General features: G+C 73.6%; 10 protein-coding genes. 4 read left to right on the top strand and 6 right to left on the bottom strand.

Going from position 1 to position 14,506, the window contains the following annotated elements; all coding sequences use genetic code 11:
• Positions 1 to 47: 47 nt before the first annotated feature.
• The 3 genes from AB0D66_RS08830 to AB0D66_RS08820 form a co-directional block, all read right to left on the bottom strand.
• Entirely contained in the window at positions 48 to 1,550 is a 1,503-nt protein-coding gene (locus AB0D66_RS08830) for a helix-turn-helix domain-containing protein (RefSeq protein ID WP_362298787.1), read from the bottom strand.
• Positions 1,551 to 1,711: 161 nt separating this feature from the next.
• Positions 1,712 to 2,167, bottom strand: coding sequence for a (2Fe-2S)-binding protein (locus AB0D66_RS08825; protein ID WP_362298784.1), 456 nt, complete (start codon positions 2,165 to 2,167; stop codon positions 1,712 to 1,714).
• A gap of 20 nt (positions 2,168 to 2,187) precedes the next feature.
• Positions 2,188 to 4,416 carry a molybdopterin cofactor-binding domain-containing protein gene (locus tag AB0D66_RS08820; RefSeq protein ID WP_362298781.1) on the bottom strand — a complete coding sequence of 743 codons (2,229 nt, stop codon included), beginning with the start codon at positions 4,414 to 4,416 and terminating at the stop codon, positions 2,188 to 2,190.
• A 518-nt stretch (positions 4,417 to 4,934) separates the two neighbouring features.
• Between AB0D66_RS08820 and AB0D66_RS08815 the strand changes: the two genes are divergently transcribed.
• On the top strand, positions 4,935 to 6,356 hold the full coding sequence (locus tag AB0D66_RS08815) for a SpoIIE family protein phosphatase (RefSeq protein WP_362298779.1): 1,422 nt from the start codon (positions 4,935 to 4,937) through the stop codon (positions 6,354 to 6,356).
• Positions 6,357 to 6,483: 127 nt separating this feature from the next.
• Here the strand turns inward: AB0D66_RS08815 and AB0D66_RS08810 are convergent, their stop codons facing one another.
• A complete protein-coding gene (locus tag AB0D66_RS08810) occupies positions 6,484 to 7,980 on the bottom strand; it encodes a hypothetical protein (protein ID WP_362298776.1) in 1,497 nt (498 codons plus the stop codon).
• Between the two features lie 230 nt (positions 7,981 to 8,210).
• Between AB0D66_RS08810 and AB0D66_RS08805 the strand changes: the two genes are divergently transcribed.
• Both AB0D66_RS08805 and kstD read left to right on the top strand, forming a co-directional pair.
• A complete protein-coding gene (locus AB0D66_RS08805; protein WP_362298773.1) occupies positions 8,211 to 9,335 on the top strand; it encodes an aminoglycoside phosphotransferase family protein in 1,125 nt (374 codons plus the stop codon).
• Between the two features lie 241 nt (positions 9,336 to 9,576).
• On the top strand, positions 9,577 to 11,370 hold the full coding sequence (gene kstD / locus AB0D66_RS08800) for a 3-oxosteroid 1-dehydrogenase (RefSeq protein WP_362298771.1): 1,794 nt from the start codon (positions 9,577 to 9,579) through the stop codon (positions 11,368 to 11,370).
• 10 nt (positions 11,371 to 11,380) lie between these two features.
• Here the strand turns inward: kstD and AB0D66_RS08795 are convergent, their stop codons facing one another.
• Both AB0D66_RS08795 and AB0D66_RS08790 read right to left on the bottom strand, forming a co-directional pair.
• The gene (locus AB0D66_RS08795) at positions 11,381 to 11,881 is read right to left on the bottom strand and encodes a hypothetical protein (protein ID WP_069918870.1); all 501 of its coding nucleotides are present in this window, start codon (positions 11,879 to 11,881) and stop codon (positions 11,381 to 11,383) included.
• Between the two features lie 97 nt (positions 11,882 to 11,978).
• The gene (locus AB0D66_RS08790; protein WP_362298767.1) at positions 11,979 to 12,797 is read right to left on the bottom strand and encodes a maleylpyruvate isomerase family mycothiol-dependent enzyme; all 819 of its coding nucleotides are present in this window, start codon (positions 12,795 to 12,797) and stop codon (positions 11,979 to 11,981) included.
• Positions 12,798 to 12,948: 151 nt separating this feature from the next.
• On the opposite strand from AB0D66_RS08790, the gene AB0D66_RS08785 reads away from it, so the two are divergent.
• Entirely contained in the window at positions 12,949 to 14,484 is a 1,536-nt protein-coding gene (locus tag AB0D66_RS08785; protein WP_362298764.1) for a hypothetical protein, read from the top strand.
• Positions 14,485 to 14,506 lie beyond the last annotated feature (22 nt).

Here is a 14,506-nt window from a genome sequence, read left to right as displayed (position 1 = left end):
GCATGATCGTGCATGTTTTGCGCGATTCATCCCTTTTGGTGGCGGTGTCACCCGGCGAGCTCCTCCGCCCGGTGCGCCAGCCACAGGTCGTGGCGGGCACTCGGGGACTGGAGCAGGGAGCGCTCCAGCAGCGCCTCGATGCGGGTCAGGCGCTTGCGGGCGGCGGGGACGGAGACGCCCAGCGCGGCCGCCGCCGGGACGAGTTGGGCGTCGTGCGCCAGCCAGGTGCGCAGGGTGGCGCGGGCGCCCGCGGGGGCGTCGGGCCCGGACAGCGCGCGCAGATGGGCACGGGCCCAGGCGGTCAGGCGCGGATCGCGCAGCAGCCCGTCGAGATCGTGGGCGGCCCGCGCGGCCGGGGGCACCGCACCCTCCCCGGGCCGCGCCGTCGCATCCGGCGGCGCCTCCTCCTCACCGGCCCGCGCGGCAGCGTCCGGCGCCGCGCGCTCCCCCGTCTGCCCGCCCGGGGTCAGCCGCAGGGCCAGCGAGAGCGCCGCCTGGTCCCCGAGGCGGGCGAGGTCCAGGCCGAGCAGGGTCTCGACCAGGCGGAGCCGGGCGGACAGGGTGTTGCGGTGGATCTTCAGGAGCCGGGTCGCGTGCGAGGAGAAGTTCAGCCAGGCGTGTGCCGTGGCCCGCAGTTCCTGCCCGCCGGGGTCCTGGGGGCGCCGGGGCTCGTACGCGTGCAGGGGCGCGAGAAGAGCCCCGGCCCAACCGGCCCCGGCCGCGTGGGCGGCGAGCGCCAGCTCGGGACCCGGCCCGAACCGGGCGTGCCGCTCGCCCCGGCCGCGGGCGACGGCCAGGGCGTGGAAGGCCTGGGTGTAGGCGGCCGGGGCCTCCCGCAGGCGGGTCTCGCCGCTGACCCCGACCACGCAGTCCGGGTCCACCTCCACCAGCGCCCCGGCCAGCGGATCGTGGTCGGCCCGGGCGGCGGCCAGGTCCGCCGGGACGAGCACGATGAGGTGGCGCACGTAGACCGGGCAGCGCACGATCCAGGCCCGGCCGCCGGTCAGCTCCTCACACCGCCGGGTCACTTCGCCGCGCCGGCCGGTCCGGCATTCCACGACGTACATGCGCATCGGCTCGGGCAGCGAGGGGCCCAGCGCCTCGGCGACCTGGTGCGCGGTGGAGAGCCGGCCGTTCATCAGCAGGTGCAGCACAGCCTCGCGGGCCCGCGCCTCGGCGAGCCCGGCCCGCGCCTCCCGCCGCGCGGCCTCCTCGGCACGCAGGACCAGGGCCAGCGGGACGGCGGCGTCCGCGAGCAGGGCGGGGGCCTGCGGCGCGAGGGGCTGGTCCAGTACGGCGGCCAGCGCGCGCCCGCCGTCCAGCGCGAACAGCAGCGTCGCGGTCCCGGCCCCGTACAGGACGGCCGACCGGACACCGCGGGCGTTCATCTCGGCGACACCGCGCAGGACGGACTCCGGCCCGTGCCCCTGCCCGGCCTCCACCACCCCGGCCCACCCGCCCAGGCGGGCGGCGAGCCATTCCAGCAGCGCGGCCGACCCCCCGGTGTGGGCGAGCCGGTGGACCTTGAGGACGTCGTCTGACCGGGACACCGCGGCATTGAACCACCCGCCGGACACTGTGCGCAGTGATACCCGTCTCGCGTCCTCACTGGGCGGAGCGAACCCTGCGGACGGCACCCGGCCCGCATAGGTTTGGCCACGAGCGGCCGGATCCCGGTGTCCGCGGGGGAAATTCCGGGGTCCGCCGCCGCTCACATCCGGGCGGCCGCGCTGCGGATGGCCTCGCGGATGCGGAAGTAGGTTCCGCAGCGGCAGATGTTGGCGATGGCGTCGATGTCCTCGTCGGTGGGGTCGGGGGTGCGCCGCAGCAGGGCCACGGCCGCCATGATCTGGCCCGGCTGGCAGAACCCGCACTGGGAGACGTCCTGTTCGAGCCAGGCCTCCTGCACGGGGTGCAGGTCGTCGCCGTCGGCGAGCCCCTCGATGGTGGTCACCGCCTTGCCCGCGCAGGCGGAGACGGGCACCACGCACGGCCGGACGTCGGTGCCGTCGAGGTGGCTGGTGCAGGCCTTGCACACGTCCACGCCGCAGCCGTACTTGGGACCGGTGACGCCCAGCATGTCGCGCAGGACCCAGAGCAGGGGCAGGTCGTCGGGCGCGTCCACGGTGACGCTCCGCCCGTTGACGGTGAAGGTGTGGGAGGGCACGGCGTACTCCTGGCTGCGGGCTATCGCGGGTAGGGGGTGAAGTCGACGTCGAAGTCGAGGGGGAAGCTGCGCGGCTTGGAACCGGTGGCCCGGGCCCAGGCGTTGGCGATCGCGCCGACCGCCGCGGGGACGCCGAGCTCGCCCGCGCCGCCCGGCTCCTCACCGGTGGCGGGCAGCACGTGGACCCGGACGTCACGCGGGGTGTCGCGCTGACGGGCCCAGTGGAACTGGCTGTAACTGCCTTCCAGGGGCAGGCCCTTGTCCAGGTGCAGGCCGGCGCGCAGGGTGGTGGAGATGGCGTCGGTGAGGCCGCCGATCATCTGGGCCTCCAGCCCGCGCGGGTTGACGGGCAGGCCCACGTCCACGGCGATGACGGCCTTGGTCACGCGCACGCGCTCCGGGTCGCGGGTGTCGATCTCGACGAGGCACGCGGTGCGGGACTTGTACTCCTCGTGGAAGGCGATGCCCTGCGCGCATCCCGCCGGCATCGGCCGCCCCCACTGCCCTTCCGTCGCGGCCTTGTCGAGCACGGCGCGCTGGGCGGCGGTCTTCAGGAAGGCGCGGCGGAAGGCGTACGGATCCCGGCCGGTGGCCGCGGCCAGTTCGTCGACCACGATCTCCTCGGCGCCGCGGGTGTTGGCGGAGTACACCGAGCGCCAGGAGCCGGTGGGGATGCCGGTCGGCACCTCGGTGAGCGCCTGGGTGGTGAGCCCGAAATGGTACGGGGACTTGACGGTGGTCAGGAACAGGGTCTGGGCCAGGGTGGCGTTGCCGATGCCGAGCGGCAGGTGTGCGGCGGTGGCGGTGATGATCTCGCCGAGCCCGTGCCGGAAGTCGGTCTCGGCGGCCGCCACCCGGTGTTCGAAGCTGAGGACCTCGCCCAGCAGGTGCGTGGCCCGGATCCGGTGGTGGGTGGCGGGGCGCATCCGGCCGTGCCGGGTGTCGTCGACGCGGGTCCACATCAGCTTGACCGGGCGGCGGCAGGCCTTGGAGATCCGGGCCGCCTCCAGGGCCGCGTCGAAGAAGAGGCGCCTGCCGAAGGAGCCGCCGGCCTGGACCACGTGCACGGTGACCTTGTCGAGGGGAAGGCCGAGTTCGGCCGCGATGGTCTGGCGGGCCACGATGGGGGACTTGAGGCCCGACCAGATCTCGGCGCGGTCCTCCCGTACGTCGGCGACGGCGGAGTTGGTCTCCATCGGGGCGTGGCTGACGAAGGCGAAGTCGAACTCGGCGTCCACGGACGGGGTGAGCAGCGGCGGCACCAGCAGCGGCGGGGTGGCGGCGCGCAGCTTGGCACGGATCTGCGCGTCCGACAGCGCGTCGGCGGGGCCCGGCCCCCAGGCGACCTGGAGGGCGGCCTTGGCGGAGAGGGCCTGTCCGAAGGTCTCGGCGACGACGGCGACCCCGGTCGGGACGGTCACCACGTGCAGGACGCCGGGCATGGCCTTGACGGCGGCCAGGTTGGCGACCGAGCGGACGCCGCCCCCGAGGGTGGGCGGCCGGCGCACCACGCAGGGCTTCGCGCCGGGCACGTCGAGGTCGAGGGTGTACCGCTGGGCTCCGGTGACCATGGCGCGGGCGTCGACACGGCTGGTGGGCCTGCCGACCAGGGCGTGCTTCGCCGTCTTCTTGGGAGTGGCGCCGAGGACGACCAGGCCCGGGTCGGCGGCGGCCGCCGCGAGGGAACCGTAGCCGGCGGTGCGGCCGTCGGGGGCCCGGACGGCGCCGTTCGCGGTGGTCAGGGCGGCCGGGGAGAGGCTCCAGCGGTGGGCGGCGGCCGCCACGAGCCGGGCCCGGGCGGTGGCGGCGCACTGGCGGACCGGCCCGTAGAGGGAGCGGATGGAGTTGGACGAGCCGGTGAGCTGGTTGAAGAGCAGTTCGGGCCGGGCGTCGTCCAGTTCGACGCGGACATCGGCGAGCGACGCGTCCAACTCCTCGGCGACGAGCATGGCCACGGCGGTGGTGAGGCCCTGGCCGACCTCCTCGCGCGGCAGCCGGAAGCGGATCGTGCCGTCCGCCTCGACGGCGAGCGCCAGCAGGGCTGAGGTGGGGGCGCCGGCCAGGATGAACAGGTCGCCGAGGTCGATCACGTCGGCGATGGCGGGCAGGCTGGGCACGACGGCGTGGGCGGCCTGCGGGGCCAGCGCTTCGGCGCCCGCACGGGTGACGAGGGCGAGCGTCGGCGCAGCGACCAGGTACGTGAGGAAGGAGCGGCGGCTCTGCCCCGAGGGGTGGTTCTGCCCGGTCATGCGTGTCGCTCCCACCCTGCGGGCCCGCATGACGCGTGCCACCCCCGGTTCGTTACCGACACGTAGGGTAGCGATCAAGGGGTCGGGTGGGAAGACTGGGGGAACGGGCCGCGGGGCGGGGCGCCGGACGCGGAGTCATTCGTTCGGGGGTACGGCGCCGAAGGCGTTCCCCCCGACCCGAACGGAGACCCGGGGCTCGCACGTGTCGGCCGTACGCTCGAACCGGCGTGCGTCGGGGGCCTGTTTCCGGCCGCCCCTTCCGGGCCTGTTCCGGCTCGTCGGAGCCCTTCCCCGGGGGACCGGGGAGGCGGGCGCGTCGGGGCCGATCATGGCGGCCTGACCTCGGCTGACCGGATTCGTTCGTACGGGAGGGACACGCCGAGAGGCCTGAGGCATATGCCAAGAGCAAGACCGTTACAGATGTTGCCAAACGCCTTACACGCCGTCGCCGCCTGTGCAACAGTCGTAACCGGTCCTTCCTTCAGACTTGGCCGTGCCGCGCCTGTATCGGAGTTCTCATGCCGTCCCACCTGTTCGCGGACCGTCCCGCGCAGCCGCCCGAGCCGGGGTCGGTGGACGCACTGATCTCACAGACCCGGCGCCTCCGGGGTGAAGTGGACGCGGTCCGCCGCGACACCGTCGTGGACGACGACGACGCCCAGGGCCGCTGGCAGCGCGCACTGTGCGATCTCGCCGTGCACCACCTCGACGACCTGGGCGAGCACCTGGGCCAGCTCAAGGAGGGCCTGCCACCCGCGCCGGAGACGATCGTCCTCCCGCAGGCGGCGCCCGAAGCCGCACCCGAGGCGCAGACCCGGGTGGGCAGCGCCGAGTGGAACCTGCTGACCGACGAGGTCAGTTGGTCCGACGAGCTGTTCCAGATCTTCGGCCGGTCCCCCGAGGCGGGCGCGCTCCCGCTCGACGAACTGGGCTCCACCCTGTTCTCCGAGGACCAGCCGCTGCTGACCGCCTGGGTGACGGCCTGCCTGGTGGACGGCAAGGCGATCGACGGCGAGTTCCGCATCGTCCGGGCCGACGGCCGGGTCCGGACCTTGCACATGAGGGGCGAGCCGGTACTCGACTCCGACGGCTGCACGGCCTCCATGTGGGCCGTACTGCGGGACGTGAGTGAACTGCGCCGGAGCCAGCGGGCGGTGCGCGAGTCCCGTGACTCGCTGCAGCGCCAGCGGGAGATCGCGCAGACCGAGCACCGGCTGGCGGTCGAGCTGCAGGAAGCCGTGCTCCCCCCGTGGCGCGGCTCCCTGCGGTTCCCGCACGGCAACGCGGGCACGCTGGACGTGGCCGCGCACTACCTGCCCTCGGCGACCAGCGCCCTGATCGGCGGCGACTGGTACGACGCGCTCGAACTGCCCGACGGACGCTCCCTGCTGACGGTCGGCGACCTCACCGGGCACGGGGTGACCGCCACCTCCGGCATGGCGATGATGCTCGGCGCCCTGCGCGGCATGGCGATGGCCGGCATCGAGCCGGGCCCCCTGATGGGCTGGCTGAACCAGCTCCTGGAGACCTCCGTACAGCCGGCCCTCGGATCGGCCGTCTGCTGCCGCTACGATCCCGCGCGCCGCGTGCTGTCCTGGGCGCAGGCCGGCCACCCGGCCCCCCTGCTGTTCCGCCGCGGTTCCGGCCGCTCGCTGGTGCCGCCCGAGGGCGTGCTGCTGGGCGCGACCTCCGGAGCCTCGTACGGACAGGCCGAGGAGCGGCTCGAGGAGGGCGACGTGCTCGTCCTGCACACGGACGGACTGACCCCGCGCAGCATCGAGTTCAGCCGGGCCGACGGAACGGAACGGCTGCTGGCGCTCGCACCGCGCTTCTCGGCGGCGCGGTCGGCCCAGGACTGCGTGCGCATGGTGATCGAGGAGTTCGGCGAGAGCGAGCGCGAGGACGACGCGTGCGTGCTGGTGGCACGGGTCGGCTCGTAGCCGCTCGAAACCGTCGCAGCCGCCCGGCAGTTGTGGGATCAGGGATGCGCAGGGCCCCCGCGGGATCGGGGGCTGGTGGGCCGCGCCGGAAGGCGCGGCCTTTCTCGTCTCCGTACGTCGTCCCGCACTACACGACCGAACCGCGCGGGCTGCGCGCCGCCGGGATGTCCGGGAGGGCCAGTTCGATCTCCTCGCGCAGGTCCTCGATCCTCGCGTACCCGGAGTACTGCCCGGTGAGCCGGTACATCTCGCGCAGCCGGTCCCAGGTGCGGTGCGAGGAGGTCTCGTTCATCGACACCAGGGCGAGCCGGGCGTAGCGGTCGGCCTGTTCCGGGTCGTCGGCGATGAAGCAGGCCGAGGCCATGGAGATGTAGTCGAAGATCTGCGAGCGCTGGTAGCCGTCGCCGCGCAGCCGCAGGGCCTCCTTGGCGTGGCGGGCCGCGACGGGAGCCGCCGTGGCGTCGTGGTCCGCGAGGGTGCGGTAAGCCAGCGCCTGCATCCCGTGCAGGTCCGCCTCGTCGAAGTGCTGCATCCAACTCGGCGGCGGTACGTCGCCCTTGTCGGACACGAACAGCTCCTCGGCCTCGCCCAGGGTCCGGCGCATGGCCTGGCCCTTGCCCATGGCGGCCTGCGCCCAGGCCTCGATGGTGTGCAGCATGGCGCGGGTGCGGGGCAGGGTCTGCTCGCCGGACCCGGACTGGGCGAGCTTCATCAGGTCCAGCGCCTCGTTCGGCTTGCCGAGGTGGACCATCTGGCGGGCGGCCCGGGAGAGCGCCTCGCCGGCCCGCGGCCGGTCGCCGCCCTCGCGCGCGGCGTGCGCGGCGATGACGAAGTACTTCTGCGCGGTGGGCTCCAGGCCCACGTCGTGGGACATCCAGCCCGCGAGCACGGCGAGGTTGGCCGCCACCCCCCAGAGCCGGCGCTGGAGGTGGTCGGGGTGGTGGTAGGCGAGCATGCCGCCCACCTCGTTGAGCTGGCCGACGACCGCCTTGCGCTGCAGGCCTCCGCCTCTGGAGGCGTCCCAGGCGCGGAACACCTCGACGGAGCGCTCCAGCGCCTCGATCTCCTGCGAGCCGATCGGGGCGGCCTCGTAGCGGTCGTAGCCCGCCGGGTCGGCCTGGAAGGAGTCCCCGAAGCGCTGCGCCTCCTTGGCGAGCGCGGGGTCGGTGTGGAGCCAGTCGTACATGGCGTTGGTGAGGGCGGAGCCGGCGGTGAGCACGGCGCCCGCGCCCATCAGACCGCGACGGTTGAGCATGAGGTCCATTCCCGTGAATTCGGTGAGGACCGCGGCTGTGCGTTCGGGCGCCCAGGGCATTCCGTCGGGGTTCTCCTGCGCCCCCTCCGGCTGCCGTCTGCTGGTGCGCCGCTGCCGTACGAACCCGAGGTCCTCGATGGTCACGACACGACCGAGCCGCTCGGTGAACAGTGCTGCCAGTACCGTGGGCACCGGTTCGCGCGGGGTTTCCCCCATGTCGATCCAGCGCCTCACCCGCGAGGTGTCGGTGGCCAGCTGGGGGTGCCCCATGGCCGCCGCCTGCCGGTTGACCATCCTCGCCAGTTCGCCCTTGGACCAGCCGGCCAGGCCGAACAGGTCGTTCAAGCGGGTGTTTGGACCTTTGCTCACGTCAAGCCCCCAGGTTCTCGGCTGAGTTGACAGTAACCCGCCGTCAGATGCCCAGCGACTATTCGCCAGGCTTCGCCAGGGCACGCCTGATGGTCCGCCACCCGCGGCCGGGTGTCAGGTAGGAATGCGCCTCCCCGACCCGGTCACCGGCGGAACTCCCCAGGGTGATGCACGGGATCCGGCGGGGCGGCGTACGCAACTCGTCGGCGCACGAAGGGATCCGTAACGCCATGTACGCAGCAACGTCCTCCGTGTCCGCCCCGGTCCGGCCGCACCGCACGCTCCCCGCGAGCGGCGGCCCCTACCTCGAACCCGGCCGCCCCGCGGCTCCGGCGCAGGGCGCCGTTCGGGCGCGGCGGATGCCGGGGGCCGGATCGCAGCCGCTCAGCGGAAGAATCGACCTCTCGGGGCCGCAGGGCGCGCAACTGCGCACCGCGCTCGCCTCGGTGCAGCGGATCTGTCCGGAGTTCGCGCCCGTCCAGGTGCTGCGGCGCAGCGGCCGGTCGGTCCTCCTCGTGGGCACCACCGGGCGGATGACCGCCGTCGCGAAGGTTTTACTGGACCACTCGCCGGAATGGCGCGAGCGGTACCGGCACGAAATAGGGTCGTACCGGGCGTTCGTCCGGCACCGCCCGCCGGTCCGGGTGCCGCGGCTGATCGCCGCCGACCCGGAGAACTGCGTACTGATCGTCGAGCGGATGGCGGGCCGGGTCGCGGCGCTGCAGCGGCATCCCGTGGAGGCCCCGCCGCGGGTCGACGTACGGGCGGCCCTCGGCGCGGTGTGCCGGGTCAACCAGTGGCGTCCGCCGGCCGACCTGTTCGGGACCCCGCTGAACTACGCGCGGCGGATCGCCCGGGACTACGAGCTGGGCCTGCTGACCGACCGGGACCTCGGCGACCTGCAGAAGCTGCTGCACGGCGTGAAGCTGTCCGGCACCGGGCTGCAGTTCAACCACGGTGACGCCCTGCTGTCGAACCTCCTGCTGTCGCCGGCCGGGCCGGTGCTGCTCGACTGGGAGCACGCGGGCTGGTACCTGCCGGGCTACGACCTGGCCACCCTGTGGACGGTACTGGGCGACGCCCCGGCCGCGCGCAGCCAGATCAGCCGGCTCGCCCAGTCGGCCGGCCCGGCGGTGCGGGACGCCTTCCTGGTGAACCTGATGCTGGTGCTGACCCGGGAGATCCGGATGTCCGAGACGGCCGTACAGCGCTCGATGCTGGCGACCGCCCCGGCGCAGCCCCTGGCGGCGGGCGCCCTGTCCTCGGGCGAGGAGCAGCGGCTGCTGCTGCGCCGCCTGCACGACGACGCCGGCATGGCGCGCAGAGCGGTCCGGGCGGCGGTCGGCACCCGCTGATCCCGCCGGTCCGCCCACCATCGCGAAGTCCCGTGGCCCCCACCGCCGCGGGACTTCGCTTGTGTGCGGGGGTGTACGCGCCGCGGATCCCGGAGGAGGGGGTGCCTGCCGCGGAGGCGGCGGCGCCGGTGGCGCCGGCGTCGGATGCCTTGACATCACATGATCCCCCGAACACCTTTTCTGACTCAGCATCAGACGTGCTGAGTCACTCCCCTCCTCCCCACTCCGCTGGAGCCTGCACATGTCCGCAAGCGCTTCACGCACGTCCCCCGGAGCCCTCCCGTCCCGCCGCAGCGTGCTCGCCGGGACCGGCGCCGGGGTGCTCGCCGCCACCGTGCTGCCGTCCGCCGCGGCGCGGGCCGACGGCGCCCAGGCCGGGCCTCCGCTCGGCGAGTACGACGTCGTCGTGGTCGGGTCCGGGGCCGCCGGGATGACCGCCGCGCTCACCGCCGCCCAGCGGGGACTGAGCGTCCTGGTGGTCGAGAAGGCGCCCACCTTCGGCGGATCCGCCGCCCGCTCCGGGGCCGGGATCTGGCTGCCCAACAACTCGGTGATCCTGGGCGCCGGGGTGCCGGACACGCCGCAGAAGGCGGCGACGTACCTGGCGGCCGTCGTCGGGCCCGAGGTGCCGGCCGACCGCCAGGCCGCCTTCCTCGCCAACGGGCCGCGGATGCTGGACTTCGTGATGGCCAACAGCCCGCTCAGGTTCCGTTTCATGGAGGGGTACAGCGACTACTACCCCGGCCTGCCGGGCGGGCTGCCGAACGGTCGTTCCATCGAGCCGGACCAGATCGACGGGAACATCCTGGGCGCCGAACTGGCCCGGCTGAACCCGGCGTACATGCCGGTGCCCGCCGGGATGGTGGTCTTCAGCGCGGACTACAAGTGGCTCAACCTGGCGGCGGTCAACGCCAAGGGGCTGGCCGTGTCCACGGAGTGCCTGGCGCGCGGCACGAAGGCGGCGCTGCTCGGCCAGAAGCCGCTGACGATGGGGCAGGCCCTGGCGGCCGGGCTGCGCGCCGGGCTCCAGCGGGCGGGCGTACCGGTCTGGTTGAACAGCCCGCTGGTGGACCTGGTCCAGGAAGGCGGCGCCGTCACCGGGGTGGTGGTGGAGCGGGAGGGCGTACGGGGCATCGTACGGGCCCGGCGCGGGGTGATCGTCGGCTCGGGCGGCTTCGAGCACAACGCGCAGATGCGGGCGCAGTACCAGCAGCAGCCGATCGGCACCCAGTGGTCGGTGGGCGCGAAGGAGAACACGGGCGACGGGATCCGGGCGGGGCAGCGGGCGGGGGCCGCGCTGGCGCTGATGGACGACGCCTGGTGGGGCCCGTCGATCCCGCTGCCCGGGGAGCCGTACTTCTGCCTCGCCGAACGGACCCTGCCGGGCGGGCTGATCGTGAACGGGAAGGGCGCGCGGTTCGTCAACGAGGCGGCGCCGTACAGCGACGTGGTGCACGTGATGTACGAGAAGGACCGGGGCGCGCCCGGCTCGCACATCCCGGCGTGGCTGATCGTGGATCAGAACTACCGCAGCAAGTACCTGTTCAAGGACGTGCTGCCGACGATCGTGTTCCCGGACTCCTGGTACGAGACGGGGGCGGCGAAGAAGGCGTGGACCTGGGACGCGCTGGCCGGCCAGATCGGGGTTCCCGCGGCGGCGCTGCGGGCCACCCTGAACCGGTTCAACGCGCAGGCGTGGAACGGGACGGATGCCGATTTCCACCGGGGCGACTCGGCGTACGACCACTACTACACGGACCCGGGGGTGCGGCCGAATTCGTGCCTGGCCCCGATCTGGGCGCCGCCGTTCTACGCGTTCAAGATCGTCCCGGGCGACCTGGGCACGAAGGGCGGCATCGTCACGGACGCGCGGGCCAGGGCGCTGCGGGCGGACGGCTCGGTGATCCGGGGGCTGTACGCGGCGGGCAACGCGAGCGCCGCGGTGATGGGCCACAGCTACGCGGGGGCCGGGTCGACGATCGGACCCGCGATGACGTTCGGCTACGTGGCGGCGAACGACATCGCGGACGCGTGACCGGGCGGTACTAGCCCTGCTGGAAGAGCTCGGCGGGGAGCGGCTTCAGGAGGGCGTAGAGGTCATCGGTGATCGGGCGGTCCCAGCTGGCGATGGTGACCAGCACGTTGTCGCTGCGGTCGAACTGGACGCAGGAGATGCGGGACTCCGACAGCTTGACCTTCCGGACGATCAGGAGGTTGTCGCCCTGCATGACGGGGCAGTCCTCGATGCCGGTGACCTCGACGTCCTCGTCGTTCTCCAGGGCGTCGAGCAGCTGGGCGACCTCGAAGGGGACCTGGCCGTCGGAGAGGTCCCGGGCGGGGGAACCCTCCGGCAGGTTTCCGATGATCATCGCGGGGCCGCGGCCGCCGAACAGGTCGTAGCGGAGGAAGACACCCTGGCAGCTGCCGTCGGGCGCGGGCAGCAGCCCGGCCCCGAGATTGCCCGGCCAGTCCCCCGGGTCCATGGCCAGGACGTCGAAGTCCGGGCCGGCGGGTGTGGCGGCGCGGTGGCGGCGGAGGAAGGACATGCCGCCATGGTACGTGGCCGGGCGAAGTTTTCCGGCCCGGGGCCCCTGATCGGGGCCCGCCCCGCGCCCCGCCGGGCCGCGGCCCCGTCCGGGCCCGTCAGACGGACGGGACCAGGGTGAACCAGTGTGGGAGGAGGGTGTCGTCGCCGGTGACCTTGAGGGCGGGGGCGGTGAGGCGGCCCCAGAGGAAGAGCGCGAGGTCGGAGGCGGAACCCTCGGCCTCGACGTCCACCGGGGCGGTGGAGCCGGGCTCCAGCAGGACCTCGTCCGCCGCGAAGACGACGGTCCAGGATTCCGGGCCGTCGGTGCGCCGGAAGCGGTACCGCTCCCCCTTGCCGGCGGGAGACGCCCACCAGGAGCGGCGGGCCGGCGCCATCACCTCGAAGGTCTGGGTGACGGCGTCCGTCGCGAGGGCCGGGTCGAGGGGGGCCTGGGTGCCGGTCGCGGACTCCGCGTCCCACCGGTGGACGGCCAGCTCGATCACCTGCATCCGCAGCCAGAAGCCGGAGGTCCGCTCCGGCCCCCAGGTCCACACCGGCAGGTCCGCTCCGACCTCGCCGAACATCGTCGCGAGCTGCTCCGCGCCCTCGGTGAACCAGGCCGTCAGCGCGTCCGGCACCGGCTCCCGGTTCGGCGCCCGCTCGGGCCGGGGCCAGGCGGCCAGCGCCGCCGGGTCGGCCGGGAGCCCGTACAGGGTGAGGTCGCTCGGGTCGGGCCGCTCCTGGAGGCGCTCCCGCAGGAGGTGGGCCACGTAGCGCTGCACCCCGCCGAGGTGCCCGATGAGGTCGGACACCGACCAGTCGGGGCAGGAGGGGACCAGGGGCGGGGGCCCGCCGGGGTCGAGGGCACGGCGGACGGCCTGTTCGAAAGCGGCCGCCTCGCTCCGGAAGAGGGAGATGCGCTGGGCGTGTTCCATGGGGTCACCCTGCCCCGGCGGTGCGGCCGGCCAACCTGCTCCGGCCCGCGCGTGGGCGACGTGCGGGGGCGCCGCGGCCACGGGGTAGTCTGATCATGACCTTTATGAACAAGTTCAACACACTGGGGGGCCGGTGCACCGTCGCCGTGTCATGATCTCTGCCGCCGCCGTCGCGGCAACCGTCGGGCTCGTCGCACCGGGGGCGGCCCACGCGGCCGATCCCGCGCAGGCCGATCCCGCGCAGGCCGGCTCCTCGCGGGCCGCGGCTTCCGACGCCTGGGTGGGCATGGTCCAACGCACCAAGGGCGCGCACACCATGAACCTCTCCACCTGGGTGTCGAGCGACGGCCTCGACGTGTTCGAAGTCGTCGTCGACTGGGGCGACGGGCAGAGCTCGGCTCCCGGAACGTCCATCACGGACGAGTTCCTCGACTTCTCGCACAGGTACGCCAAGGTCGGCACCTACAAGGTCACGGTCACCGCGACCGACCTGCGCACCAAGACGTCCGTGAGCAAGACCGAGGACGTCCTCGTGGCGGGGTCCGAGTTCACCCCGCACACGCCCACCCGGCTGCTGGACACCCGCGACGGCACCGGCACCTCGTCCGCCCGGCCCGTCGCGCCCTACGGCACGACCCGGGTGAAGGTCGGCGGCGGCAACGGCATCCCGGCCGGGGTGACGGCCGTGGCCCTGAACCTCACCGTGACCGACGCCGCCGCGGACGGGCACCTCATCGCCTACGCGTCCGGCAGCAAGCAGCCGACCACGTCGAACGTCAACTTCGCCGCGGGGCGGTCCGTCCCGAACCTGGCGATCGTCCCGGTCGGCGCGGACGGCTACGTCGAACTGGCCAACCGCAGCGCGGGCACGGTGAGCCTGATCGCGGACGTCACGGGCTACTTCGCGAAGACCGCCGCGAGCGGCTACACCCCGATGGACCCGGTCCGCCTCGTCGACACCCGGGACGGGCTGGGCGCGGCCAGGGGCCAGGTCGCCGGGCAGAGCACGGCCGGGGTCCAGATCTCGGGCAAGGGCGGGCTGCCGGCCCAGGGCATCACCGCCGTCGCGCTCACCGTCACGACCACCGGCCCCAAGAGCGCCGGCCACCTGACCGCCTTCCCCAGCGGGCAGCCGGCGCCGATCACCTCGAACGTGAACTTCACCGCCGGCCAGACCGTCGCCAACTCGGTGATCGTGCCGGTGGGCCCGAACGGGAGGATCGACATCCGCAACGGCTCCTGGAGCCCGACCGACGTGATCGTGGACGTGACCGGCTACTACAGCGCCGACGGCAAGGCCGCCTACCTGCCGGTCGAGCCGGACCGCCTGCTCGACACCCGGGAGTACTACTGGGAGGTCGACGGGCAGGACTACCGGCACGTGTCGGTGTTCAAGCCCGACGTCCAGCTCGCGGGCGCCGTGGTGAACGCGACCGTGACCAACACGGAGGGCAGCGGCCACCTCACGGTCGCACCGGACCCGAACACCAGCGCCCAGTACGGCAACAGCACGGCCGTCCGGCCGACTCCGCCGAACTCCTCCAACCTGAACTGGACCAAGGGCGACACCGTCTCGAACCTGGTCCAGGCGAGCACCGGCAAGAACGACATCGTCGACTTCTGGAACCGGGGCTGGGAGTCCGCCGACCTGGTCGTCGACCTGTTCGGCGTGTACGCGGTGAACTGACCCGGCGCGTGTCCTGCGGATC

This window comes from Streptomyces sp. NPDC048270 (genome assembly GCF_040652335.1).
Lineage (GTDB): Bacteria > Actinomycetota > Actinomycetes > Streptomycetales > Streptomycetaceae > Streptomyces.
This window is presented reverse-complemented; position numbering and strand designations above follow the sequence as displayed.